Consider the following 25,526-nt stretch of genomic DNA (forward strand, 5'->3'; position numbering starts at 1 on the left):
ATAATCTTCGGCTTTTGTAAACTATAAATTAATGTATTCGGTTTAATTTATTATTGTTTGATAATAAATTCAGAACGTCTGTTTTTCTGATGTTCATCTTTAGAACATTTCACACCATTTGTACAACCATTAACTGGGTTAGATTCACCCATACCAATAGCGTTTAATCTTGATTCATCAACACCGTTATCAACTAAGTATTTAAGGGTTGATGTCGCACGACGTTGTGATAATTTTTGATTGTAATCATCATTACCTCTACTGTCAGTATGTGCGCGGATTTCAAGTTTTAACTGTGGGTATTGATTTAATGCAGCCAATACTTTTTCCAATTCAACTTTAGCATCATCTCTGATGTTCGACTTATCAAAATCAAAATAGATAATTGGAATATTTAGAACCTTAGCTAAATCTACACCTTCCTCTAATGCAACTTCGTTTGGTTGCAATTGGAAATCGATTTTTTGGTGCTCTAAATTTGGTTTAGAGGATACTTCATCCGTGTCATATTTATCCTTTGTAGCTCTTACTAAATAGGTATCGAACTTGTTTGTTCCAACAGTGTAGTGACCAGTACTATCCGTCTTAACAGTTCTGAAAGGTTTATTATCTGAATCCGTTAAGGTAACCGTAGCATCTGCTAAAGGTTTCCCTGATTGAGAATCTGTAATTACACCTTCAATCTCTCCAGCAAACACGTCAATGATAGGAGCGGTTTCAAGAAAAGTATAAATGTTATCACGTACAAATTCTGCATTTTTAGTAGAGCGATTAGAACTTACAAAACCTCTTTTGGTATTGAAATCAATGCCGTAAGCGAAATCATCAGCATAAGAGTTGATTGGTTTACCAACGTTGATTAAGTTCCCGTGTCCAAAATCTGTGATTTTAACATAGAAAACATCCAATCCTCCTAAGCCAAAATGACCATCTGAAGAAAAGAATAATTCATTGTCTACAGATACGAAAGGAAAGGTTTCCTTACCTCTAGTATTGATTCTATGACCTAAGTTAACAGGCGCTCCAACCGTACCATCAGCACTAATTTCTGAAACATAAAGATCAGATTCTCCATATCCACCAGGTCTATCTGATGAAAAATAAAGTTTCGTTCCATCAGGACTTAATGCAGGGTGGGCAGAAGAATAGTTGTCGCTATTGAAAGATAACTCTTCAGCTTCTTGCCATTTGCCATCTTTCTTTGTCGATCTGTAAATTTTTAATTTATGTTCATCCTCTTTTGTAAGGCTTGTATTATTACTTCTTGTAAAATAGATAGTATTTCCATCAGCTGTAATCACTGGTGAAGATTCATGATATTTACTTTCAAGATTCGCATGTAATTTTTTAGGTCTGTCCACCGCTTTATTTAGAGAATCTACTTCTACCGTGTATAATGATAAAAAGCTAAGGCCATCCCATGCACTTCTTCTATTGTAAAACGTTTCGGTATCATTAGTAGAAGAATAATACAACGTATTTCCTAACTTAAAGTTTCCAAAAGAAATTTTCTTTTCATCATAAAGACGCTCAAGCGTTTCCATGTTGTAGCGACCAGAATTTTTCTCAATCAATTTTTCATAATCGATTGTATTGCGCAAGTGCATTTTAGAGCCATTCTTTACTACATACGTGTCATAATACTTTGCTGCTTTTTCTAGTTGTCCCGTAGCTTTTAAAGCTTGAGAGTAACGCAAGTAAACGATGTCTTCTTTAGGATTCGCGTTAAATTGAAATAAACGCTCATACCATTTCACGGCCTCATCATATTGGGCATTGAAATAATAAGTATTTCCCAGCTTTGTAAAAAGCTCTTCAGATTCGTGACCTCTTGCGGCAACATCCAAATAGATTTTTTGAGCATTAACATAATTTAATTGCTCATAATTTTCAGCAGCTTTCTCCATTTTGCGTTCCTGTCCGAAGACAATTGCAATGTTTGAAAAGCAAAGAAAACACAAGAAGAAACTATAGGTTGTAATTTTATTTTTCATCAAATCTATTTTAAGATAAATTAAAAGAATCTTGGATTAACTTTTGTCTTTAATCTTGTTCCCAATTCAAAGCGTAAAAATATTTCATGAGATCCACTGTTGTAATTCCCCAATTCTGTCGTGTCATAATCATAAGCATACCCGAGCATGATATGATCAGAAACTTGGAATCCTGCCATAGCACTTACCGCTGCGTCCAGTCTGTAAGCCAAACCAAAAGTAACCGTATCATACATAAGTGCATTAGCTGAAATATCAAGTGCCAAAGGCGCCCCAACCACAGCTTTTGCCATGAAAGCAGGCTTTAATTTTAAATTAGGATTTAATGTAAACACATAACCTCCCATTAAATACATGTGCGCTTTTTCACTAGCTGTAGATATTTGCACATCGTCATAATGTTCTGTTTGCAAAATATTAGGCGAAGACAAGCCTACATACCATTTTGGGGCATACAGGTAAAGTCCAGTTCCTATTACAGGTGAACTATGATTTTCTCTTCTCAGATTGTAATCGTTTGGATTGTAAATGTTCAATCTACTCGGATCTAAATTCCAGATTGACACCCCTCCTTTAAGACCAAAAGATAGTTTTAAATCATTTTGTAGTTGAAGTGTATATGAGAAATCGGCCGTTACCATACTTTCGTCTGATGGTCCGATTTTATCACTGACAAATCCAAGTCCTAATCCTACACCTCTAACACCAATTGGTGAATGCAATGAAAAATTAAGAGTTTCAGGAGCGCCATCTAATCCTACCCATTGATTTCTATACACACCCATAATGCTTAATGACCCTCTTGAGCCAGCATATGCAGGGTTAACAGAAACCGGGTTATACATATATTGCGTGTATTGGGAGTCTTGTTGTGCCTGCGTAGTAGACACGCTAAAGAACATACTCACAAAAACTGCAAGTAGCAATAAATTCGATATTTTATAAGTCATTAGAAATTGATTCATTTTAGTTGGCACTTAAATATAAATATCCAGCTTGTTTGTGAAAGTTTTTCTCTGCATCAGGTCCATATTGATACTCTAAGATGTAATAATAAGTACCAGAAGGTAATTGTTCAGAATCCTTAAATGTAAGTCGTCCTGAAGAATAGCCTGCAAAGACATTTCCATTTACGCCATAATTATTAGTTTCATAAACCTTAACACCCCATCTGTTGAACACCTGAACTTTTAAGTTCTTAGCACATTCATTGTTGGATTGATCAATAAGGAACGTATCATTAATACCATCACCATTCGGTGTTACAGAATTGTAAATCACAAGACCGCATGGTAAAATCAAATCCTTTTTAACACGACCAAGTGTAAACACACCATAACCGTACACGGATGTAGTAACTGTTTTGTTTGCAGTGTCGATAGCGCCACCTTCATCAACCCACATGTTTGTTGTTGGATTCCAACGTACAATTGTAAGCGCACCTTGTTGTGCAGCATCAATCATAGATTGTGGCGTAGTTGACGCATCCCATGATAATGTAATCATCATGTTTTCGTCTGGTGTAGATTGTTTTTCAATAGTCCAATATTCTTGGTTGTCTATTTCTTCAATAACCCCAGCTCTTAAATTGTGAGGATACATTGCATCGCTATTATCAAAATAATATTTCCCTTCAAAAATAGCTGCTGCATTTGAAGGCGCAGAAATACCACCAAAACGATAGAAACCACCATCTCCAATAGGAAACATAAATTCTTTATCTCCAACTTTATTTACAGGACCATCTACGTGACTGGCATTGGAAGTATTTACATGATACCCGTCTGTACTAAAGGTAATTTCGCCTCCAAAATTGTCGTTATCTAAAATACCTGCAAAAAAATTGGCCTCTCCACTAATGTCAATACTTCCTGATACTTCAAAAGGCACTGCGGTACTTACATTATTAAAAAAGGCATTGTAAAGAAAACTTGTTTTTGATCCGCTAATCTTTTGGTTAGCGTTTCCGATAAATCTGGAAAGCCCAGTATTTTGATAAAAATCTACAACACCTTCATTATTAAAATGGCTATAGAATAATACATCACCGTCGTTATAAAATTTTCCAGATGCAAGGTTATTGAAACGTTCTAGCGTATATACCTTAGTACCTTCGCTGACGTAGAGCATCCCTTCATTGCTGGTCTGCGCCATTAAACCGCCGGTAAACAGTAAAAAAGCACTTATATGTAATAAAGATTTTTTCATTAATCTATTATATTTAATTTAGGATAGTGTTTTACTCTGAGAACATATATATGGAAACCACTAAACATTTCCGGTTCTAAACTTCAAATCAAAAGCCTTTCAAGGACATTAATTTGACTGACTGAATAATATCGGCCATTGACGCTTGTATTCCTGTTGTGCAATACAAGCGTCATGATCCGCTTAAATTAAATTTATTTTTTAGCAACGATAATCGTCATATATGACGGTAAGTTGCCACTATTAGCTTTAACAGTATACGTTAATACGCCGCTATCGCTAATTTGAACATTCTCAAATTTTGTAGTATCATACCATGTAATGAAAAAATTCAATTGGCTGCTTGGTACCACTGGAAGGGCAGCTGTAGCGCTTGGATTTTGAACCATTGGAGAACCTTGAGCTTGGTACATTGCGTAAACATTTACACTACCAAAAGTTTGCCCTGAAGGAACTTGGTTTTGATTTGTATACACAGGCACTGGAGGCAAGTATAAGTAAGTTGGCACTGAAGTACCAGAGTCTCCTTTAGGACCCTGTGGACCTTCTGGACCTTGTGGACCTGCTGGACCTGCTGGACCTGCTGGACCTTCATCACCTCTTTGCCCCTGAATTCCCTCTGGTCCTACTGGACCTTCCAAACCTTGAGGACCCGCTGGGCCTTCAATACCTTCTGCTCCAACTGGACCTGCTGGACCTTGCGCACCAATTGGACCACGTGGTCCTGCTGGACCTTCTGGACCTGCTATTCCTGCTGGACCTGCTGGACCTGCTAATCCTCTAGGACCTGCTGGGCCGGCTGGGCCAACGGCACCTGTAATACCTTGAATTCCTCTTGGTCCTTCTGGACCTTCTTGACCTTCTGGACCTACAGCCCCTACATCTCCTTTTTCTCCTTTTGGACCTTGAGGACCTGTTTCGCCTTGTGGACCTGTTAGACCAGTTGGGCCTATTGCTCCAGTATCACCTTTAACACCTTTCAATCCCATTGGACCTTGTGGACCCGCTGGACCAACTGGACCTTGAACTCCTGGATCTCCTTTGTCTCCCTTAGGACCTTGGATGCTTACGGTAACAGAACTGTTATTTTCGTTTGTAAATGTGAACGTCCCATCATTGTTATCAACAAGGTTCGTTACACTTTGGAAATTTTGAATAATTGTCTTTAGATCAATTTTTGTAAGATTTTCATCCTCATCCATATATTCTAAAGTAAAGCCGTCTGCATTTAGACGTAACATTGTAAGCGTTTGAAGACTCGCATCTCCAATAACTTGAACGTCGCCATTCGCATCAATACGTATAAATTGATTGTTTACAACATCCCAAAGAACAACGTTGTCTGGCAAAGTCATCTCTGTACTTGTAGCCAATTTGTTCCAACGTCCTTGGCTCCAGTAATAATAACCAGGTGTTACTGCGTTGCTGTTACTCGTATTGTATACAAGTAAACTCTCAACATTACCTCCAGTGATGGTCACTTGATCGGTAACGCCTGTTAACGCTATCTGAGGAATTAATACCCCTCTATCTGATGATTTTATTTCTAATTGAGTTGAAGGATTAGGCACATCTGTACCAATACCAACCTGTGCAAAAATAAAATTACCCGTAAGTAAAGTAATTAGTAGTAATAGTTTTTTCATAATTAATTAATGTGAGAGCTGTTCTTATTTAGTTTTTGTTGAATAGATTAATTTTAAAATTCCTTTAAATCAAGCTTTTGTAGTAAAATACTGAACAAAGAATATTCGTCAAAAATATATTGAAAATCATGCGAAAACAAGCGTTCTGTTAAAAATAAATTAAAAATTTTAACATAATTAATACAATAAAATCACAACAACCTGACTATCAACACTTTAAAATATATTATTGTTTAAGTCAATTCTCATTTAATTAAACAAATGAACTCCTTTGACAGGGCAAATTTAGTGTTTAGACCAATTTACATTGCTCTATACGCTAAAAAACAGAACTCAAAAGAAAACAATCGTCAAAAATTATTTCTACAGAGCTCACGATTCCATGGGTTGGAAAGAATGTGGTATGTTTCATTTATCGTCCTTACCCTTAATACGATAATTATTTTTAAAAGATTAATTTTATAGAAAAAAGTAGATGAGTGGAAATATTCTTTTAGAAGCCATAATTTTTCTTGCCGGTGGTGTCATTTGTGTAGCGATTGCCAAAAAGATCGGACTCAGTTCCATAATTGGCTATTTATTAGCAGGGATGATGATTGGCCCGTTTATACTTGGGTTCATGAAACATGAGGGCGAAGAAATTTTAGCCTTTGCGGAATTTGGTGTGGTGATGATGCTTTTCCTTATTGGTTTAGAAATAGAACCCAAGAGCTTTTGGAAAATGAGAAAATCCATATTAGGACTGGGGTCAATGCAAGTTATTGGGACCATGGCACTCACCTTTATAATTTGCCACTTTATGGGTCTGGAATGGAAAATGGCCCTTACCGCAGCAATGGCGGTAGCACTTTCGTCCACTGCCATAACTCTTCAAACCAATAAGGAAAAGGGCTTAATGAAAACCACTTACGGTGCATCGTCATTTTCAATTTTATTATTTCAGGATATTATGGTCATCGTCATGATAGCCGCCCTACCCTTATTATCCAATGTGCCCGAAGAATCATTAACTGAAGAAGGCGTCGCTGCTTCATCCGCCAACCTCCTTGACAGTTTACCTTTGGCCTTACACGCCTTAGCTATTTTTGTCCCTATCGTACTTATTATTTTGTCAGGACGCTATTTGATTGTGCCTATGTTACGGTTGGTAGCTCAAACTGGCGTAAGGGAATTATTGGTGGCTTCAGCCTTATTGATCGTTTTTTCAATTTCATTTTTAATGGAATTGGCAGGCTTGAGTCCAGCATTGGGAGCCTTCCTAGGCGGTGTGGTATTGGCGTCCAGCGAATTTAAACATGAACTTGAAAGTTCTCTCGATCCTTTTAAGGGCCTGCTTCTGGGATTATTTTTTATGGCCGTCGGCGCTTCGATTAATTTTTTGGTGATTGCCGATCAACCTGTATTAATCGTTAGCCTAGTTTTTGCTGTCATTTTAGTGAAAGCAGTAATTCTGTTTATTGTAGGTTGGATTTATAAACTGAAAATAGACCAGCGCATGTTATTGGTGGTAGGTTTATCCCAAATTGGTGAATTTGCCTTTGTCCTTCTATCCTTCGCGTTTCAACTAAATATTTTCTCACAGGAGGAACATGATATTCTTCTTGTAGTAACAGCACTAACAATGACCTTAACGCCCATTTTATGGATGATTAATGAACGCTTATTCTTACCTAAAATCGGCACCAAGGAATCGCAAAAATCTTCGGATAAAATTGAAAAACATCATAAAATTATTCTCTTAGGATTTGGACATTTTGGAAGCACTATAGGCCGATTTTTACGTGCGCACGGCATTGAAGCCACCGTCATTGACTCCAACTCAAATCATGTAGATTATTTAAGAACTATGGGATTTGATGTTCTTTATGGCGATGTGTCGCGTATTGATTTGCTTGAGTCCGCGGGAATTGCAGAAGCCGATTTTTTAATCTCGGCTATTGACGGCCCGGATGTGAGTCTGCATTTAATGAAGAAACTAAAGAAGAAATATCCCAAATTAAAACTCATCGTTCGCGCAAAAAACAGCTTTGATGCCTACGATTTTTATAACTTAGGAGTAGATCACATCTACCGTGAATCGTTTGCCACATCTGTAAAGTTAGCGAGTGATTTACTTTACAATATGGGATTCGATAAAAAAGCGACGGAAGAGCAAGCTGAGAAATTCATTCAATTGGATATGGAAAGTTTTGAACGACTTGCCAAAACATCCGCTACGGGAAAAGAATACATCTTTAAGGCTCGTGAAGAAATGGAGATGCAAGAAGAAATTTTACAGGGTGCATTTAACTTACGGAGTAGCGCCATTGACAGCCATAAAAGAGAGTCCTAAAAAAATGATTCTAAAAAAAACATCCTTCTTGTCAATGAAGAAGGATGCTTAAAATATTTAAAAAATTCGAAAGTTAAATTCCTATTGTTAATCCGCTAAGAGGACATTTGTAGTTCCACCACCAGTCAAGCTGATATCTACAGGCGCATTCGTTTTCCAATGCCCTCGTGTAAAATCTGGCACATCAATAGAGTTAGAACGATTTGCTACAGATTGCTCACTTAGAGGCGTCACGGCACTCCATAATGCCGCGTCATACACGTCTTGATCTAATGGAAGTCCGTTACGCAAACAGTCAATTAAGCGCCAGTCCATAATAAAGTCCATACCGCCATGACCACCAACGCGCTTGGCAAGATCACCTACTTTTTTTACAATTTCTGGGGTGTATTTTTCTTCCACCGCTTTATATTCTTGCTCGTTTAACCACGAGTGTCCTTTCGAAATTTTTCCCGGTTCTGGATATTTTTGAGCAAAACCTTCCGTACCGCTTACCATATGAATTCGCGAATAAGGTCTTGGCGAACTCACATCATGCTGCATCATCATACTTCTACCATTCTTTGTTTTAATGATGGTCGTGTTCATATTTCCTCTAAAATTAGCGTTTTTAAATTCGCTGAAAAAAGGATCTTCCCCAGCCAATTTGGTGGCTCGTTTATGCATCGAAAAATCGGCACTTGAAAGCGATGTTAAATAATCCATTTGATCACCTCTATTCACATTCATAATCTGACAAATTGGACCTAATCCGTGCGTAGCATAAAGATTTCCGTCGCGACCAATGTTTTCCTTTAAACGCCACATATCTTCGTAACCGTTTTTATCAAAATTTAAATCCACCAAATCATGGATGTAAGCACCTTCACCATGTACAATATCACCAAAATACCCTTGGCGCGCCATGTTAAGTGTCAATAATTCGAAAAAGTCATAACAACAATTTTCAAGCATCATACAATGCATCTTGGTACGCTCTGAAGTTTCCACCAATTCCCAGCACTCATCAATCGTTTTTGCTGCTGGCACCTCCACGGCCACATGACGTCCCGCATTCATCCCATATACGGCCATAGGCACGTGCAAATCCCACGGTGTAGCAATATAAATCAAGTCTAAGTCTTCAGTGTCGATCATTTGTTTCCAAGCATCTTCACTGCCACTATAAACTTTCGGGTTGTGTTTTGTACCATCTAAAAGTTTCTTGGCATATTCAGCTTGTTTAGGTCGTAAGTCACACAAGGCTTTTATTTCCACACCGTCTATATAACTCATTCTTTTAACTGCCGATGGGCCTCGCATTCCCAAACCGATAAAGCCAATCTTTACGGTTTCAATTTTAGGCGCGGCGTAGCCTGACATGTTAAAACGAGAAGTCCCCATGTTTGGTGGGACTATAATTCCCGAAGTGGAACTGCAGCTTACGAATCCGCCAGTTGCAACACCCAGTCCTGCTAATCCAGTTAGCTTTAAAAAATTTCTTCTGTTATTTGAATTACTCATTGTTTAGGTATTAGTTGTATATCAATTTCTAACTTCAAAAATCATTAGAAAAAAATTGACAATTCAATAACCAAAATGAGCGATTATGAAGGTCAGACACTAATGACTTAACCTATAAAGATATTCCGTTTATTGAAAATGGCAAAAGTTATTTAGAATAAAAATCCACTTGCACTCTAATGTGGAAGCTTGCACCACAGTGAAGTGATGACTCTCAAGTGGATACTTGAATCGTCGAAAAAACAATCAAAAAAAAATGCCTCTACATCCAAAAGGGCGTAAAGGCATTTTATTATTTATAATCATTTAGTGTCCAGCAAAAACCAATTTTAAATTATCAAACCCAATTAAAGTAAGGGACATTGGATAATTTTCGAAATGGGACTTTGCTTTTTTAAAATTATTTCTACCGAGATTGAATGGGAGATTGCAATTTAAATTACCGCTGTTTGTTATTTAGTTTCAAGCAAATCTTTATTCTTGATTCTAGAAGCGAAGCGGACTTGATTCTTTTTCGTCCAACAATGATTTATAAATTAAAACTTACAATTTATTCCAAGTATCATTTAACATATTGACATCTGCCAACATTTTATTCGGATCTAATACGACGCGTTGCACGCTTTTAGTCGTTTTTAATAAATGGCTCCACGTATTTCCACGCTGCCAAATTTCAACTGGAAGTCTAACATTTTCGGTAGTATTATCTGAATAAATCACCTGAAGTTCTACAGGCATCGGAATTTCTCCAGTATTCTCAACAGTAATCAAATAGTTCCCTTGATATTCCTCCACGGAAGCAATTCCCATGTCAATGTTACCATTCCCATAAAACCATCCTTTCCAGAAATACGACAAGTTTTCACCAGATACATTTTCCATATGATTGAAAAAGTCATTAGGCTGTGGGTGTTTAAAGGCCCAATGGCGGATATAACTATTAAAAGCATTATCAAAGCGCTCAGGTCCTAAAATGTACTCGCGAAGCATAAATAAGCCAGATGCCGGTTTGTAATAGGCAGTATAAGCCAAGTTTCTTGCATTGGCAACATCTGGAGCGGTATCAATACCTTCACGTTTTTCGTAAGTTAAATAATTTACCAAATTACGCGGCTTGTCTATTGAGGTGGAAAATTCACCCTTATTGAATGCTGCCGTACTGTAATGGTTGATAAATGTATTAAAACCTTCGTCCATCCACGGATAAAGACGCTCATTACTTCCCACAATCATCGGGAACCAATTGTGTCCAAACTCATGGTCTGTAACGCCCCATAAATCTGAGCCTACACTTTGATAATGACAAAAACTAACCCCAGGATATTCCATTCCGCCCACACTTGCCGCTACGTTAATGGCATTGTAATATGGATAAGGAAAGTAAGTGGTTGAATAAAATTCTACCGACGCTTTTGTAAATTCCGTTGAACGCGTCCAAGCTGCCTTACCTGCACTTTCTTTAGGATATACGGATTGCGCCATCCCTGTTTTGCCGTTACCAAGATTCATACGTGCAGCATCCCAAATAAATGCTTTTGATGAAGCCCAAGCCACATCACGCGTATTTTCCATTTTATAATGCCAGGTCAGCGTGCCGTTTGGTTTTGCTTGCGACGCAGGTTTGCCTACCTCATCAGGCTTGATAATATAAACGGTTTCATCGCTCTTTTCTGCTTTTGCAAAACGCTCTTGTTGCGTTTTTGTAAGCACCTCTTTCGGATTTTGTAAAACCCCAGAACACACCACCGTGTGATTTGCCGGAGCCGTAATTTTTACATCAAAAGTTCCGTATTCGCAATAGAACTCCCCTGCTCCTAAATACGGTTCTGTATTCCAACCCGTAACATCATCAAAAACCGCTACACGTGGATACCATTGTGCAAGTGCGTAAATAGTTCCGGCTTCAGTTTCCAATCGGCCCATACGGTCCATCCCTTCTACAGGAACTTTGAATTTAAAGTCCATACCAATGGTCACTTTTCCTCCATTGGCAGCCAAAGGTTTGTCAAGAAAAAGTTGCATGCGGGTATCGGTCACTAAGTATTTTGAAGAGGTTCCTGTTGCCGTTTTAGCAGACACATTGTTCAATTCAAATCCGCCTTCAACATCACCAGCATAACGGCTTCCTAAGACAGAGGTCGTTAAGGTGCCTCTTGAAGTTTCCGTAAAACGGTTTTGTTCCAAATACAGCCAAATAAACTCTAAAGCTTCTGGGCTGTTGTTGGTATAATCAATGGTAACGGTACCAGAAACGGTATGATTTTTATCGTCTAAGGCCACATCTAAATTATAATCGGCTGAATTTTGCCAATATTCTGGACCAGGTTTGCCTGATGCCGTTCGATAGATATTGCCTTGGCGATAAGACACATTGTCAAATAAATGCTGATTGTTCTTTACTGCTTCTTGAGCAACTACAGACAAGGAAAAAGCGAATAACATGAGCAACATGCTATTTTTTAAATACTTCATAATTAAAAATTTAATGATAGGAATGCGAATATACTAATTAGAACGAAAGAAAACAGGCGCTACGCTTGCTTGAGGATGAGTTTATGGATTATTTAACATCCTGATTTCAATCGCCAACAAATGTTTAAACTTGAGCGTATTTTAAATTCCTAAGATTAACAATAACCCATTCCAATCATCTACACACAACATGTTTACAAAATAAAATCCGCCGCCAATCCATTTGTAAAACTTTAACAATTCGTTAAAAAAACAGAAGGGTGTTCATAAATTCACTAATTTTGCAACGTATGAAACAATTTTTACAAAAATCAATGGCTTTTTTTATGGCATCTGTCGTTCTGATGACGACATCGTCATTTGCTGTTGATTTGCATTATTGTGGAGATACAATGGTCGATTTTTCATTTATGCAGCAAGTTGAAACTTGTGGCATGGAAAAACTGCCGGTCAGTACAAGTTGTGAAAATCCAGAACTTGCTGTAAAATCATGTTGTACCGACAAACAAATTGTTAAGGAAGGTCAAGATGATCTTAAAGTGTCTTTCGATACCTTAACGCTCGAGCAACAAGTTTTCATTACCTCATTTACGTATTCTTATATCAGTCTGTTTAAAGGAACTGAATCTAACAGTGTTCCTTTTGTAGATTATGCGCCCCCCTTTATTGAACGGGATGTGCAAGTGCTGCACCAGACTTTCTTAATTTGATTTATTAGTCAGTCCTGATCTATATCAGGAAAACAAGCCCTACGTCATTACCGTTTTGGGCACGTTTTGTTAACCCTATTTCAATAGTTTTAACTTAACCGCTTTGTTTAACTGTCTAATAATTACCACTCATGCTCAATAAAAGCATCAAATTTCTAATAGAAAATAAATTAGTAGCTGTACTCCTTTTAACCTTATTCGTTGGTTGGGGATTAGTCAACGCACCTTTAGATATAAATACTGGTTTCTTACCCTCTGACCCCGTATCCGTAGATGCTATTCCGGATATTGGAGAAAACCAGCAAATTGTATTTACCAAATGGGACGGGCGTTCTCCACAAGATATTGAAGACCAAATCACCTACCCTCTTACAACGTCGTTGTTAGGAATTTCAGGCGTAAAAACTATTCGTAGTTCTTCAATGTTCGGTTTTTCGAGCATTTATATCATTTTTGAAGAAGATGTTGAATTTTATTGGTCCCGCAGCCGAATCCTTGAAAAGCTAAATTCACTACCTGCGAATCTATTGCCAGAGGATGTGAATCCTGCTTTAGGACCAGATGCAACAGGATTGGGCCAAGTATTTTGGTACACTTTAGAAGGTCGTGATAAAGACGGCAACGTTACCGGCGGTTGGGATCTTCATGAGCTGCGCAGTATTCAAGATTATTATGTGAAATACGGATTGTCTTCTGCAAGTGGTGTTTCTGAAGTGGCTTCTATTGGTGGTTATGTTCAGGAATATCAAATTGATGTGGACCCTGAAAAGATGCGTCAGTACAATATCGGCTTGAGCGCTATTGTAAAAGCGGTTAAGGAAAGTAATCAAGATATTGGAGCGCAGACCTTGGAAATTAATCAGGCGGAATATTTAGTGCGTGGTCTTGGTTATGTAAAATCGGTGGCTGATATCGAAAATGCGGTGGTGACTTCAGAAAATTTCACCTCTATTAGAATCAAGGATATTGCCAATGTCAACCTCGGGCCGCAAGCCAGACGTGGGATTTTAGATAAAGAAGGCGCTGAAGTTGTGGGTGGTGTTGTCGTTGCCAGATATGGTGCCAATCCATTAGAAGTTATCAATAATGTTAAAGATCAGATTGCAGATTTATCTTCCGGACTACCAAGTAAAACATTATCGGATGGACGCACCTCACAAATAACTATTGTGCCATTCTACGATCGCTCTGAACTAATTCAGGAAACCTTATACACGCTTAACGAAGCACTTATTCTTGAAATCCTGATCACCATTTTGGTGATTATCGTGATGGTCTTCAACTTACGGGCTTCCATCCTTATTTCAGGTTTATTGCCGGTGGCCGTTTTGATGGTATTTATTACGATGAAACTGTTTAATGTGGATGCCAACATTGTAGCCCTTTCAGGTATTGCGATTGCGATTGGCACCATGGTGGATGTAGGTGTGATTCTCGCCGAAAACATGATCCGACACATCGAAAGTGAAAAGTTACGCCTTCGAGAAGATGGCACGGAATACACCACAAACGAAATCATTTACAATGCGACCACTGAAGTTTCTGGAGCTATATTAACTGCGGTGTTAACCACAATTATCAGTTTTATTCCGGTATTTACGATGATAGGTGCGGAAGGCAAATTATTCCGCCCGTTAGCATTTACCAAAACCATGGCGCTTACAGCATCATTGATTGTGGCACTGTTCTTAATTCCGCCTTTTGCTGCGTTTTTGTTCAGAAAAAGCAATATTATGGAGCGCACCAAATACATCATGAATGGCGTTCTGATAATTCTGGGTATAACCGCAATTGCTTACGGCTTTTGGCTTGGAAGTATTTTGATAGCATTTGGAATTGTAGGAATTTTAAGCATCCGAAATGTGGTTACTGAGAAGCGTGCCAACCTGATTAAAATTATCATTTCAGTTATAGCGATTGTCGTTTTACTGGCAGAATATTGGCGACCGCTCGGATTTGATCGCAGCATCATCATGAACTTGATCTTTGTGGGCATTATTTGCTTTGGATTGCTTGGCGTGTTCTCCATTTTCCAGAGGTATTACCACGCTATTTTAAGCTGGGCACTTCAAAATCGATTACTGTTTTTAATCATCCCAACTACCGTTTTGATTTTAGGCTTCATCATTATGCGTAATACCGGCAAGGAATTTATGCCAGCACTTAATGAAGGCTCCTTTTTATTAATGCCAACCTCCCTACCTCACGCCGGTGTAGAAGAAAATAAACGTGTTTTACAACAGCTCGATATGGCTGTAGCGAGCATCCCTGAGATTGAAACTGTAGTCGGTAAAGCGGGTAGAACAGAATCTGCTTTAGACCCTGCGCCACTTTCCATGTATGAAAATGTGATTATTTACAAGTCCGAATACATGCGAAATGCTGATGGTGACAGACAACGCTATCAAGTTAATGACGATGGATTTTATGTCATGAAAAACAAACGCCTATTCCACAATACCAATAGTGATGTCAGCGATGATGCTCTGGAAAATGCTCGTAATAAGGGACTACTTTCCACAGCAATAACAGTATCAGATAAAGACCTTATACAGGATAATGATGGCGAGTATTTCAGAAACTGGCGACCAGATATCAATAGTCCGAATGACATTTGGAACGAGATCGTAAATGTTACCAAAATACCTGGTGTGACTTCTGCACCGAAGTTACAGCCGATTGAAACCCGATTGGTGATGTTGCAAACGGGAATGCGTGCACCAATGGGTATCAAAGTTAAAGGTCAGAATTTAGAGCAAATTGAGGCTTTTGGAATGGAATTGGAAGGCATTTTAAAACAAGCCGAAGGTGTAAAGGAACAAGCAGTGTTTGCTGATCGTATTGTTGGAAAACCGTATTTGCTGATCGATATCAAGAGAGAGCAGTTGGCACGTTACGGCATCACCATTATGGAAGTTCAGGAAATCCTACAGATTGCGGTTGGCGGAATGCCATTGACCCAAACGGTAGAAGGTCGTGAGCGTTACGGTGTACGTGTGCGTTATCCGCGTGAGCTGCGTTCTAATCCGGAAGATATTAAAAACATTCACGTTCCTGTTGAAAAAGGAAGCCCTGTACCATTAGGCGAGTTGGTAGATATTAGATATGAACAAGGTCCTATGGTTATTAAAAGTGAAGACACGTTCTTAATCGGCTATGTACTATTTGATAAACTTGACGGGTTTGCAGAAGTTGATGTGGTAGAAAATGCACAAGCCCTCATTCAAAAACACATTGATAATGGCGACTTGGTAGTGCCGCAAGGCATCAGTTACCGATTTACGGGGACTTATGAAAACCAGCTTCGCGCCGAAAAGACATTATCCGTGGTCGTGCCCTTAGCCCTATTAATTATTTTTGTTATTCTCTATTTCCAATTCCGCTCAGTATCTACATCGTTAATGGTGTTTACTGGAATTACGGTAGCTTTTGCTGGCGGATTCATCATGATCTGGTTGTATGGACAGGATTGGTTCTTCAATTTCAACATTTTTGGAGAAAACATGCGCGACCTGTTTAATATGAAAACCATCAACCTAAGTGTCGCGGTGTGGGTCGGATTTATTGCGCTTTTTGGTATTGCTACCGATGATGGCGTGGTCATGGCCACGTACCTCACCCAAACGTTTGAAAGAGAGCAACCAACCGATAAAAAAGGCATTAGACGTGCTACTTTAGAAGCGGCAGGCAATAGAATTCGTCCGTGTTTAATGACCACAGTAACCACGGTGCTCGCTTTATTACCGGTATTGACCTCAACAGGAAAAGGAAGCGATATCATGATCCCAATGGCCATTCCTATTTTTGGCGGGATGTTGATAGACACGACCTCTTACTTCTTGGTTCCTGTTCTCTACAGTTGGAAAAAAGAACGTGAAGCAAAAAGACAACTTAAAAAGGAATCAAAAACACTAATTACTGAATAATGAGCAACAAGAATAAATATATCGTCCTCTTTATCTGCTTTGCATTGGGCCTGTCGTCATTCAACAGTTATGGTCAAGATTTGCAATCGTATATTGAAGAAGCCATTGCCAACAACCCTGAGATTCAGAAAGTGGATTTGCAATATAAAATCGCTACTGAAAAGATCAAGGAAGTCAATAGCTTACCTAACACTGAATTTAATTTTGGTGTGATGGCCATAGCGCCAGAAGTAGAGATGCCTATGGAACGTTTTAGAGTTTCTGTAATGCAAATGTTGCCTTGGTTTGGCACCATCACCTCGAGAGAAAATTATGCATCAGCGATGGCAGATGCACAATATGTGGAGGTGACCATCGCCAAACGAAAACTGGCACTTTCAGTCTCCCAACTGTATTATACGCTTTATGAAATTAGAGCAAAGCAGGCGGTACTTCAGAAGAACATTGCGCTTTTAGAGACTTATGAGCGACTTGCCCTAACCTCTTTGGAAGTCAATAAGGCTTCTGCCGTTGATGTGTTGAAATTACAAATTAGACAGAACGAATTACAACAGGAAATTGACGTTTTAGATCAGCAGAACAAAGGCATACAGGCAGCAATGAACAGCTTATTGAATAAACCTTATGATGCAGCAGTTGAGGTGTCAGAAGCGTTGGAAATTCCAGAAAACGATATCATTTTTAGTTACGATAGTTTAGCGGTCAACCCTGAATTGCTCAAATATGATAAATTGTACCAATCTGTTGAACAGTCAGAATTGATGAACCTAAAGGAAAGTGTTCCAATAATCGGGCTTGGTGTAGAATATATCAACCAGGAAAAGAGTCCGATGAGTACGAGTTCTTACCAAGATATGGTGATGCCTATGGTTTCGTTATCCATCCCTATATTTAATAACACTTATAAATCGAGAACGAGACAAAATACGCTTCAAAAACAGGAAATACAATCGCAAAAAGATGAGCGTTTGAATATGTTGACCGCCGATTTGTCTAAGGCCATTTCGCAGCGTAACCAATCTCGCATAAAATTCAACAGTCAGCAAAAAAACCTGAAGCAGGCTGAAGATGCGGAAGGCATCCTCATTAAAAATTATGAAACAGGCACTATCGATTTTAATGATGTTTTAGACATTCAGGAGTTGCAATTAAAATTTCAAATGAATCAAATTGAATCGATCAACATGTATTATGTACAGTCGGCCATCATCAACTATTTAGTTCACTAATTATGATAAAAGACTTCTACATCAAAAATATGGTTTGCGATCGCTGCATTAAGGTGTTACGAGATGAACTGAATGCTCACACTATCGAACTCCTTAACATTGAATTAGGGCGAATCACTTTGGATGTACAAGACTCAGACACCACAGAAATTTTGGTATCCATATTAGATAAAAATGGGTTTTCATTAATTGACAATCCTGAACTACATCTTGTAGAACAAATAAAAATTGAACTCATTCAGTTGTTGAAACATTTACCATTACAAATTGAGCAAAAGCTATCCTCCTATTTAGAATCTAAGCTTCACAAGGATTATTTTAAAATGAGCAAACTTTTCTCAACTAACGAAAGTGTCACCATAGAAAAATATTTTATCAAATTAAAAATAGAAAAAGTGAAAGAGCTGATTCAAAATCAAGCATTGAATTTTACAGAAATCAGCCAATTGCTCAATTATAGCAACATCAATCACCTGAGCCGACAGTTTAAGAGAGAAACAGGCATGAGTTTGTCAGAGTATAAATCGGCACAGAAAAACGACAGAACCTCTTTGGACCAAATTGTATAACAATCAGCCAAGATTATGAAACAAAGTATTGAATATCAATTGTAATTTTGAAAAAACTAATCTTATGAGAACATTAAATCTAGTATTTATTCTCACGCTTTTGGGGCTGAATGGCACAGTTGCGCAACAGCTTGAAGGTAACGTTGATAATTTACCCGTACAAGAACACAGGCTGACCATTAGGGAAGCTGTGGTTTCTAAAACTGATAAAGAAGTTAAAGCAATGACGGTTAACGGAAGTATCCCTGGGCCAACCCTTGAATTTACTGAAGGTGAATATGCGGTGATTTACGTAACAAATGAGATGAGCGTAGAAACGTCCATTCATTGGCACGGCTTGTTGTTACCCAATTTTATGGACGGCGTGCCATATTTAACCACGCCACCTATTAAACCAGGAACCACCTTTAAATATGAGTTTCCCTTGCGACAATCCGGCACCTATTGGTACCATTCGCATACCATGTTACAGGAACAAAGCGGTGTGTTCGGATCTTTGGTCATTCATCCAAAAGAAAGAACATTAGCGTATGATACTGATTTAGTAGTGATGCTTTCTGATTGGACTAATGAGCAACCTAAAGATGTGATGCGCAATTTGAAACGGGGCAATGAGTGGTACCAAATGAAAAAAGGCACCTCTACCCCCTTAAATCAGGTTATTGCTCGAGGCGCCTTTGGTTCGCAACTCAACTTTTGGAAACAGCGCATGGAAGGAGCTGATATAGCCGATGTATATTACCCTGCATTTTTAATTAATGGCGAACCTACTAAGGAGTATCCAAATTTTAAGCCGGGAGAAAAGGTGCGTTTACGCATTATAAATGGCTCTGCTTCGTCTCAATTTTGGATGACTTTTGGTGGCGAAGCACCACTTTTAGTATCTGCAGATGGTTTGGATGTGGTGCCTGTGGCGCGCTCCAAATCGTTTATTGCAACGGCAGAGACTTACGATTTTATCATCACCATTCCTGAAGATGGGAAAGTTGAATTTAAGGCCATGGCGCAAGATGGGTCTGGCACCGCAACGGCATATTTTGGAGAGGGCAATCTGCTTCCGGCAGAAACCTTGAGTCCGCCAGACAAAATAAAAATGATGCAAGACATGGCAAAGATGGATATGAAGATGGGCGCCCATGCCATAAAATTCCAACCTAAAAAAGATGAGCGTCATGAAATGAAAGAAGAATACGGAATGAAAATGGATCATGGCAGCATGGCAATGCCAAAAGATGATAAAAAGACAGCACCCATGGATCATTCAAAAATGGATCACGATACTATGACAAAATCAAAAGATTCTTCCACCACAAAAAAAATGGATCATTCTAAAATGAACCACGACAACATGGAGATGCCTAAAGATTCTGCCACCACCAAGGACATGGACCATAGTAAAATGGACCATTCCAAACCTAAAGAAGATCCTGCCGGAATGGATATGGAGGGTATGGACAAGGGGCCTCAGTACACTTACGATTATTTGAAATCGGCTGAAAAAACCACCTATGATACCAACCTGCCCGTAAAAGAGATTTTGTTAAATCTTACCGGGAATATGCAACGCTATATTTGGAGCATGAACGGTGTGCCGTTAAGCGAGGCCGATAACATAAAGATAAAAAGTAGTGAGGTTACCCGCATCACTTTTAATAACCTGACCATGATGCACCATCCGATGCATCTTCACGGCCATTTTTTCAGGGTTATTAATGAAAATGGCGATTATTCACCTCTAAAACATACGGTGAATGTCCCGCCAATGGAAGAAGTAACCATCGAATTTAGTGGCAATGATGGGGATGAAAACGGCGATTGGTTTTTTCACTGTCACATTCTTTACCATATGATGAGCGGGATGGCACGTATTGTGAGTTATGATACACCTCGCGACTCAAGGATGGAACAACACCCTGTAACACATTTAATCAACGAGGCGGATCAGTATTACACCTGGTCGCTTTTAGATGTGGCCTCCCATATGGCTGAATTTAATTTTGTGGCTTCAAATCTCCGTAATCAATTTAATGTATCAGCGGAATATGGCTGGAATGAAAATTTAGAGGCCGAAGTAACCTATGAGCGTTATTTACATGATTATTTCCGAGTTTTTGTTGGGGTCAATGTTGAAAATGAACTAGAGGATAGTTTGGACGAGATCAATACCACGGCCATTGCAGGGATCCGATTTTTAACCCCATACTTATTCAACTTGGATGTGCGAATGGACAGCAAACTTAGACCACAAATCAGTTTGAGCCGAGAACTGTTGGTATTCCCAAGAACCGCCATTTTTGGCAATTATGAATATCAAGCAGATTTTGGTTGGGTAGACCCTCTCCCAACAGGAGAAAATTATTCCAATGAAGTCAGTTGGAATGCCGGTATAGAATATTACCTGTCACGAGATTTTTCACTTACAGCCAGTTACGATAACCGTTTTGGTGCAGGTGGTGGACTATCACTCAGGTTTTGATAAAAATTAAATAGAATTATTCACCATAAAATGTTAACCCTATGAATTATTATTTTAGTAAAACCGTCAAAGGAACTTTTGAAGAAGTTATCGACAAAGTCACAAAAGGCTTGAAGGAAGAAGGTTTTGGCATTCTCACGGAAATAGATATAAAGGAAACCCTCAAGAAAAAACTCAATGTAGATTTTAAGAACTATACAATCTTAGGTGCATGCAACCCTCCATTTGCTCATAAAGCTTTGGTGGCAGAAGATAAGATTGGGACGATGTTACCGTGCAATGTCATTGTTCAAGAAATAGAGCCAGGTGTTATGGAGGTTGCGGCTGTAAATCCGATGGCCTCTATGCAAGCAGTAGAAAATGAAGAACTTCATGAAATTGCTTCCCAAATAACAGCACTGCTGGAAGCTATTATTGCTAAATTATAAGAATATTAACTTAGTAATCAATTATAAATTAAAACAACCCTTAAACAATTAACAAATGAAAACAATTAAAAGAAGTATTGGATCCGTAGCACTTGCCGCAACCTTAATGTTAACCGTATCGTGCAAAGACGCAAGCAAAACTGAAGCCACTACAACTAGTGAAAGTACTACTGAAAACACGGTAGCATCACAAGAATCGGTAGCCACGTCTGATAAACAAGACGCCAAAGCTGAGGTTATTTTAAAAGATTATTTTAACTTGAAGGATGCATTGGTAGGTGATGATGGTGAAAAAGCGAAAGAATTTGGAGCGACTTTGACCAACTCATTAAAAGCTTTTGAGGTTTCAAATTATTCTGCTGACGAGCAAACCGAGTTAAAAGAAATTATAGAGGATGCAACAGAACATGCAGAGCATATTGCAGAAAGTGATATTAAACACCAACGTGAGCATTTTAAAACCTTAAGTAAAGACATCACTGATATGGTGGCTATCACAGGTACAAAAATGACTTTATATGAGCAGTTTTGCCCAATGTACGATCGTGGGTCTGCATGGTTAAGCACCAAGGAAGAAATTAGAAATCCTTACCATGGGAGTGCAATGTTAAAATGTGGTTCAGTACAGCGTACAATCAACTAAATGAAGGTTATTAAAATTATAGCAGGGATAGCTCTTTTTCTATTTGTAGCGATTCAATTTTTCCCTACAGATAGAAATGAGAGCTATACTGTACCTCCTTCTGATTTTATGTTGGTGAATACCGTGCCAATTGACATTCAGAAGAGATTGAAAGCATCATGTTATGATTGTCATAGTAACCTTACAGCATACCCTTGGTACAATAAAGTTCAGCCCATTGCTTGGTTTTTAGAAGACCATGTTAAAGAAGGCAAGGCTGAACTTAATTTTAGTGAATGGGATACCTATTCTGACAGAAGAAAAAGAAGCAAGTTACGCTCAATAATCAAACAAATTGAAAATGATGAAATGCCTTTAATAAGTTACACGTATCTTCATAGAGAAGCCATATTATCTGAAGAGGATGCTAACATCATCATCAATTTCATGAATCAATTGAAGGATAGCTTACAATAGACTCTTAATAGAGAGAAAGGGTCAGTACATAACTTTTAATGCCCTTTCTCTCATTTAAGCAGACTTGATTAGTGATTAAGAAATCTTAGAGGTAAAAGTCACCAAGAAATCCACTTTGAAAGTCAGTACATTAATTATTTATAAAAATCATCATGGTTTTTTGAAACGCTTAGTTCACAACTCTAATTACAAAAAATGAAACATACATATCACATACAAGGAATGACCTGCAATGGCTGTAGAAATCATGTTGAACAAACACTTTCCAAAGTGGATGGGGTTACGAATGCTGTAGTAGATTTAGACAAAGCAGAAGCCACTATAGAAATGGCGTCGCATATTTCTCTCGAAACGTTTCAAAAGGCACTTCAAAAAGATGGTGGTAATTACAGTATTCACCTACCAAAGGTTGATGAGAAGGGAGACATGGTCACCACATATCAAATTCAAGGCATGACCTGCAACGGTTGTCGGAGCCATGTAGAGCAAATACTATCAAAAGTGGATGGGGTTTCCAATGCTATGGTCGATTTAGAAAAAGCGGAAGCTACTATTGCCATGTCCACTCACATTCCCCTAAAAACCTTTCAAAAAGCTTTAAAAGAAGATGGTGACAGTTATACCATTCACCCATTAGGCACAAAACCAGCGGAAAAGACTTCTGCCAAAGCTGCAAAAAATGGCAACGGCACTTTTTACTGCCCTATGCATTGTGAAGGTGATAAAACCTACGATAAACCTGGCGATTGTCCTGTATGCGGAATGGATTTGGTGGAAGAGCAAAACCTATCTGCAGTGACAGCCCAACAATGGACTTGCCCGATGCATCCTGAAGTAATTAAAGATGAAGCTGGCGCCTGCCCTATTTGCGGCATGGATCTCGTACCTATGGAACCAGATTTGTCTTCTGAAGAAAAGACCTATAAAAAATTATTGAAGAAGTTTTGGATAGCCGTGGCATTCACGCTACCTATTTTCTTTATCGCCATGAGCGAAATGATTCCAAACAATCCGCTGTATGAGGTGATGGATCAAAAAATGTGGAATTGGATCCAATTCGGATTATCGATTCCGGTGGTATTCTACGCTACCTGGAAGTTCTTTGAACGCGCCTATCGCAGTATCAAAACCTGGAACCTCAACATGTTTACTCTCATTGGCATTGGTGCCGGTGTGGCGTGGCTTTTCAGTGTCTTCGGGATGTTAGTTCCTGATTTTTTCCCTGAACAGTTTAAAACAGAATTTGGCGCGGTTCACGTCTATTTTGAGGCGGCCACAGTGATTCTTACCTTGGTATTGATGGGTCAAGTTTTGGAAGCTCGTGCCCATAGTAAAACAAATTCTGCCGTCAAGGAATTATTAAAACTCGCCCCGAATAAAGCAATCAGAGTTGTTGATGGTGTTGAAGAAGAAGTCTCCATTGATCATATTCATAAAGGCGATATTTTACGTGTTAAACCGGGTGATAAAATCCCTGTGGATGGCGTGGTTACTGAAGGCGAAACCACGGTTGATGAATCGATGATTTCCGGCGAGCCTATTCCAGTAAATAAAGCATTAGATGATAAAGTGAGCAGCGGCACCATTAATGGCAATCAAACATTTTTGATGAAAGCGGAAAAAGTGGGAAGTGATACCCTACTCTCTCAAATTATTCAGATGGTTAACGACGCGAGCCGCAGTCGTGCACCAATTCAGAAGTTAGCAGATACCGTTTCTGGGTATTTTGTTCCGGTGGTCGTGCTCATCTCTGTCATTACATTTTTCGTGTGGGTATTTTGGGGACCAGAACCAGCCTATGTGTACGGTTTGGTCAATGCCATTGCGGTATTAATTATTGCCTGCCCATGTGCTTTAGGATTGGCCACACCAATGTCCGTTATGGTAGGTGTGGGTAAAGGCGCGCAAAATGGCGTGTTAATTAAAAATGCCGAAGCTCTAGAAAAAATGGACAAGGTGGACACCTTAATCGTTGATAAAACAGGCACGATTACCGAAGGCAAACCTACTGTAGAAAAGATGGGTTCTTTTAGTGCTGGTCTGTCTGACATGGATATTGCACACCGCATCGCATCCTTGAACAGTTCCAGCGAGCATCCCCTTGCGGAAGCCACGGTAAAATATGCTAAAGAACAAAAAGTCAGCATTTCAAAAACAGACAAGTTCAGCGCGGTCACCGGAAAAGGCGTGGAAGGTACGGTTAATGGCGAAAAATTAAATTTAGGAAACGCCAAGATGATGGCCCACGCCAATGCGACAATTTCACCAGAAATGGAAGCAGAAGCACAAGCATTCCAAAAACAAGGGAAAACCGTTTCGTATTTGGCTATAGACGGCAAGGTTTCGGGCTATGTGGTGATTAGTGATAAAATCAAACAAACCAGTGCGAAAGCCATTAAAGAATTACAGGACAAAGGCATCGCGGTGATTATGCTTACGGGCGATAATCATGACACTGCCCAAGCGGTCGCAACGGAATTGAATCTTACCAATTTTATGGCAGGCATGCTACCTGAGGATAAGTTGAAGGAAGTCACCAAACTGCAGCAACAAGGCAAAGTGGTAGCGATGGCTGGCGACGGCATTAATGATGCGCCTGCGCTTGCTAAAAGTGATGTAGGCATTGCGATGGGCACAGGAACCGATGTTGCCATTGAAAGTGCGATGATCACCTTGGTAAAAGGCGATTTACACGGCATTGTTAAAGCACGGAATTTGAGTCATGCCGTGATGCGCAATATTAAACAGAATCTATTTTTTGCTTTGATTTATAACACCCTTGGGGTTCCTGTTGCGGCAGGTGTTTTATTCCCATTTTTCGGAATATTATTATCGCCAATGATTGCGGCATTGGCTATGAGTTTTAGTTCTGTGTCCGTTATAGGAAATGCACTTAGACTACGCTCAAAATCAATCGGATAATCATTTAAAACC

16 protein-coding genes are annotated in these 25,526 nt (G+C 39.0%); 10 read left to right on the forward strand and 6 right to left on the reverse strand.

What is annotated here, in order from left to right:
* Nucleotides 1–50: 50 nt before the first annotated feature.
* The 4 genes from Q0947_RS11735 to Q0947_RS11750 all read right to left on the reverse strand — a co-directional run bounded on the left by Q0947_RS11735 (nt 51) and on the right by Q0947_RS11750 (nt 5,848).
* The gene (locus tag Q0947_RS11735) at nt 51–1,994 is read right to left on the reverse strand and encodes an OmpA family protein (protein ID WP_299397527.1); all 1,944 of its coding nucleotides are present in this window, start codon (nt 1,992–1,994) and stop codon (nt 51–53) included.
* Nucleotides 1,995–2,014: 20 nt separating this feature from the next.
* The gene (locus Q0947_RS11740) at nt 2,015–2,944 is read right to left on the reverse strand and encodes a type IX secretion system membrane protein PorP/SprF (RefSeq protein WP_299397529.1); all 930 of its coding nucleotides are present in this window, start codon (nt 2,942–2,944) and stop codon (nt 2,015–2,017) included.
* A gap of 16 nt (nt 2,945–2,960) precedes the next feature.
* Nucleotides 2,961–4,202, reverse strand: coding sequence for a gliding motility-associated C-terminal domain-containing protein (locus Q0947_RS11745; RefSeq protein ID WP_299397532.1), 1,242 nt, complete (start codon nt 4,200–4,202; stop codon nt 2,961–2,963).
* Between the two features lie 194 nt (nt 4,203–4,396).
* Nucleotides 4,397–5,848: a hypothetical protein gene (locus tag Q0947_RS11750; RefSeq protein ID WP_299397534.1), complete on the reverse strand. Its 1,452-nt coding sequence runs from the start codon at nt 5,846–5,848 to the stop codon at nt 4,397–4,399.
* Nucleotides 5,849–6,323: 475 nt separating this feature from the next.
* Between Q0947_RS11750 and Q0947_RS11755 the strand changes: the two genes are divergently transcribed.
* Nucleotides 6,324–8,180, forward strand: coding sequence for a monovalent cation:proton antiporter-2 (CPA2) family protein (locus Q0947_RS11755; RefSeq protein WP_299397539.1), 1,857 nt, complete (start codon nt 6,324–6,326; stop codon nt 8,178–8,180).
* An 87-nt stretch (nt 8,181–8,267) separates the two neighbouring features.
* Here Q0947_RS11755 and Q0947_RS11760 read toward each other — a convergent pair whose 3' ends face one another.
* Together Q0947_RS11760 and Q0947_RS11765 are read right to left on the reverse strand one after the other, a co-directional pair.
* Nucleotides 8,268–9,683, reverse strand: a complete 1,416-nt coding sequence (locus Q0947_RS11760; RefSeq protein ID WP_299397541.1) for a Gfo/Idh/MocA family oxidoreductase — start codon at nt 9,681–9,683, stop codon at nt 8,268–8,270.
* A gap of 543 nt (nt 9,684–10,226) precedes the next feature.
* The gene (locus Q0947_RS11765; protein WP_299397544.1) at nt 10,227–12,155 is read right to left on the reverse strand and encodes a M1 family metallopeptidase; all 1,929 of its coding nucleotides are present in this window, start codon (nt 12,153–12,155) and stop codon (nt 10,227–10,229) included.
* A gap of 290 nt (nt 12,156–12,445) precedes the next feature.
* Here Q0947_RS11765 and Q0947_RS11770 point away from each other — a divergent pair, with 290 nt between their 5' ends.
* From Q0947_RS11770 to Q0947_RS11810, 9 genes are all read left to right on the forward strand, one after another.
* On the forward strand, nt 12,446–12,865 hold the full coding sequence (locus Q0947_RS11770; protein WP_299397546.1) for a hypothetical protein: 420 nt from the start codon (nt 12,446–12,448) through the stop codon (nt 12,863–12,865).
* A gap of 131 nt (nt 12,866–12,996) precedes the next feature.
* Nucleotides 12,997–16,791, forward strand: a complete 3,795-nt coding sequence (locus Q0947_RS11775; RefSeq protein ID WP_299397549.1) for an efflux RND transporter permease subunit — start codon at nt 12,997–12,999, stop codon at nt 16,789–16,791.
* Entirely contained in the window at nt 16,791–18,020 is a 1,230-nt protein-coding gene (locus Q0947_RS11780; protein WP_299397551.1) for a TolC family protein, read from the forward strand. Before Q0947_RS11775 ends, Q0947_RS11780 begins: the two co-directional genes overlap by 1 nt.
* 2 nt (nt 18,021–18,022) lie before the next feature.
* On the forward strand, nt 18,023–18,589 hold the full coding sequence (locus tag Q0947_RS11785) for an AraC family transcriptional regulator (RefSeq protein WP_299397554.1): 567 nt from the start codon (nt 18,023–18,025) through the stop codon (nt 18,587–18,589).
* Nucleotides 18,590–18,653: 64 nt separating this feature from the next.
* On the forward strand, nt 18,654–21,065 hold the full coding sequence (locus Q0947_RS11790; protein WP_299397556.1) for a multicopper oxidase domain-containing protein: 2,412 nt from the start codon (nt 18,654–18,656) through the stop codon (nt 21,063–21,065).
* A gap of 41 nt (nt 21,066–21,106) precedes the next feature.
* Nucleotides 21,107–21,493, forward strand: a complete 387-nt coding sequence (locus Q0947_RS11795; protein WP_299397559.1) for a DUF302 domain-containing protein — start codon at nt 21,107–21,109, stop codon at nt 21,491–21,493.
* 55 nt (nt 21,494–21,548) lie between these two features.
* On the forward strand, nt 21,549–22,136 hold the full coding sequence (locus Q0947_RS11800) for a DUF3347 domain-containing protein (RefSeq protein ID WP_299397561.1): 588 nt from the start codon (nt 21,549–21,551) through the stop codon (nt 22,134–22,136).
* Complete coding sequence (locus Q0947_RS11805) at nt 22,137–22,592, forward strand: heme-binding domain-containing protein (RefSeq protein WP_299397564.1); 456 nt, start codon at nt 22,137–22,139, stop codon at nt 22,590–22,592. It begins immediately after the preceding gene.
* Nucleotides 22,593–22,787: 195 nt separating this feature from the next.
* The gene (locus tag Q0947_RS11810) at nt 22,788–25,514 is read left to right on the forward strand and encodes a heavy metal translocating P-type ATPase (protein ID WP_299397566.1); all 2,727 of its coding nucleotides are present in this window, start codon (nt 22,788–22,790) and stop codon (nt 25,512–25,514) included.
* Nucleotides 25,515–25,526: the final 12 nt, after the last annotated feature.

The sequence above is a fragment of the uncultured Gelidibacter sp. genome, assembly GCF_947500795.1.
Lineage (GTDB): Bacteria > Bacteroidota > Bacteroidia > Flavobacteriales > Flavobacteriaceae > Gelidibacter.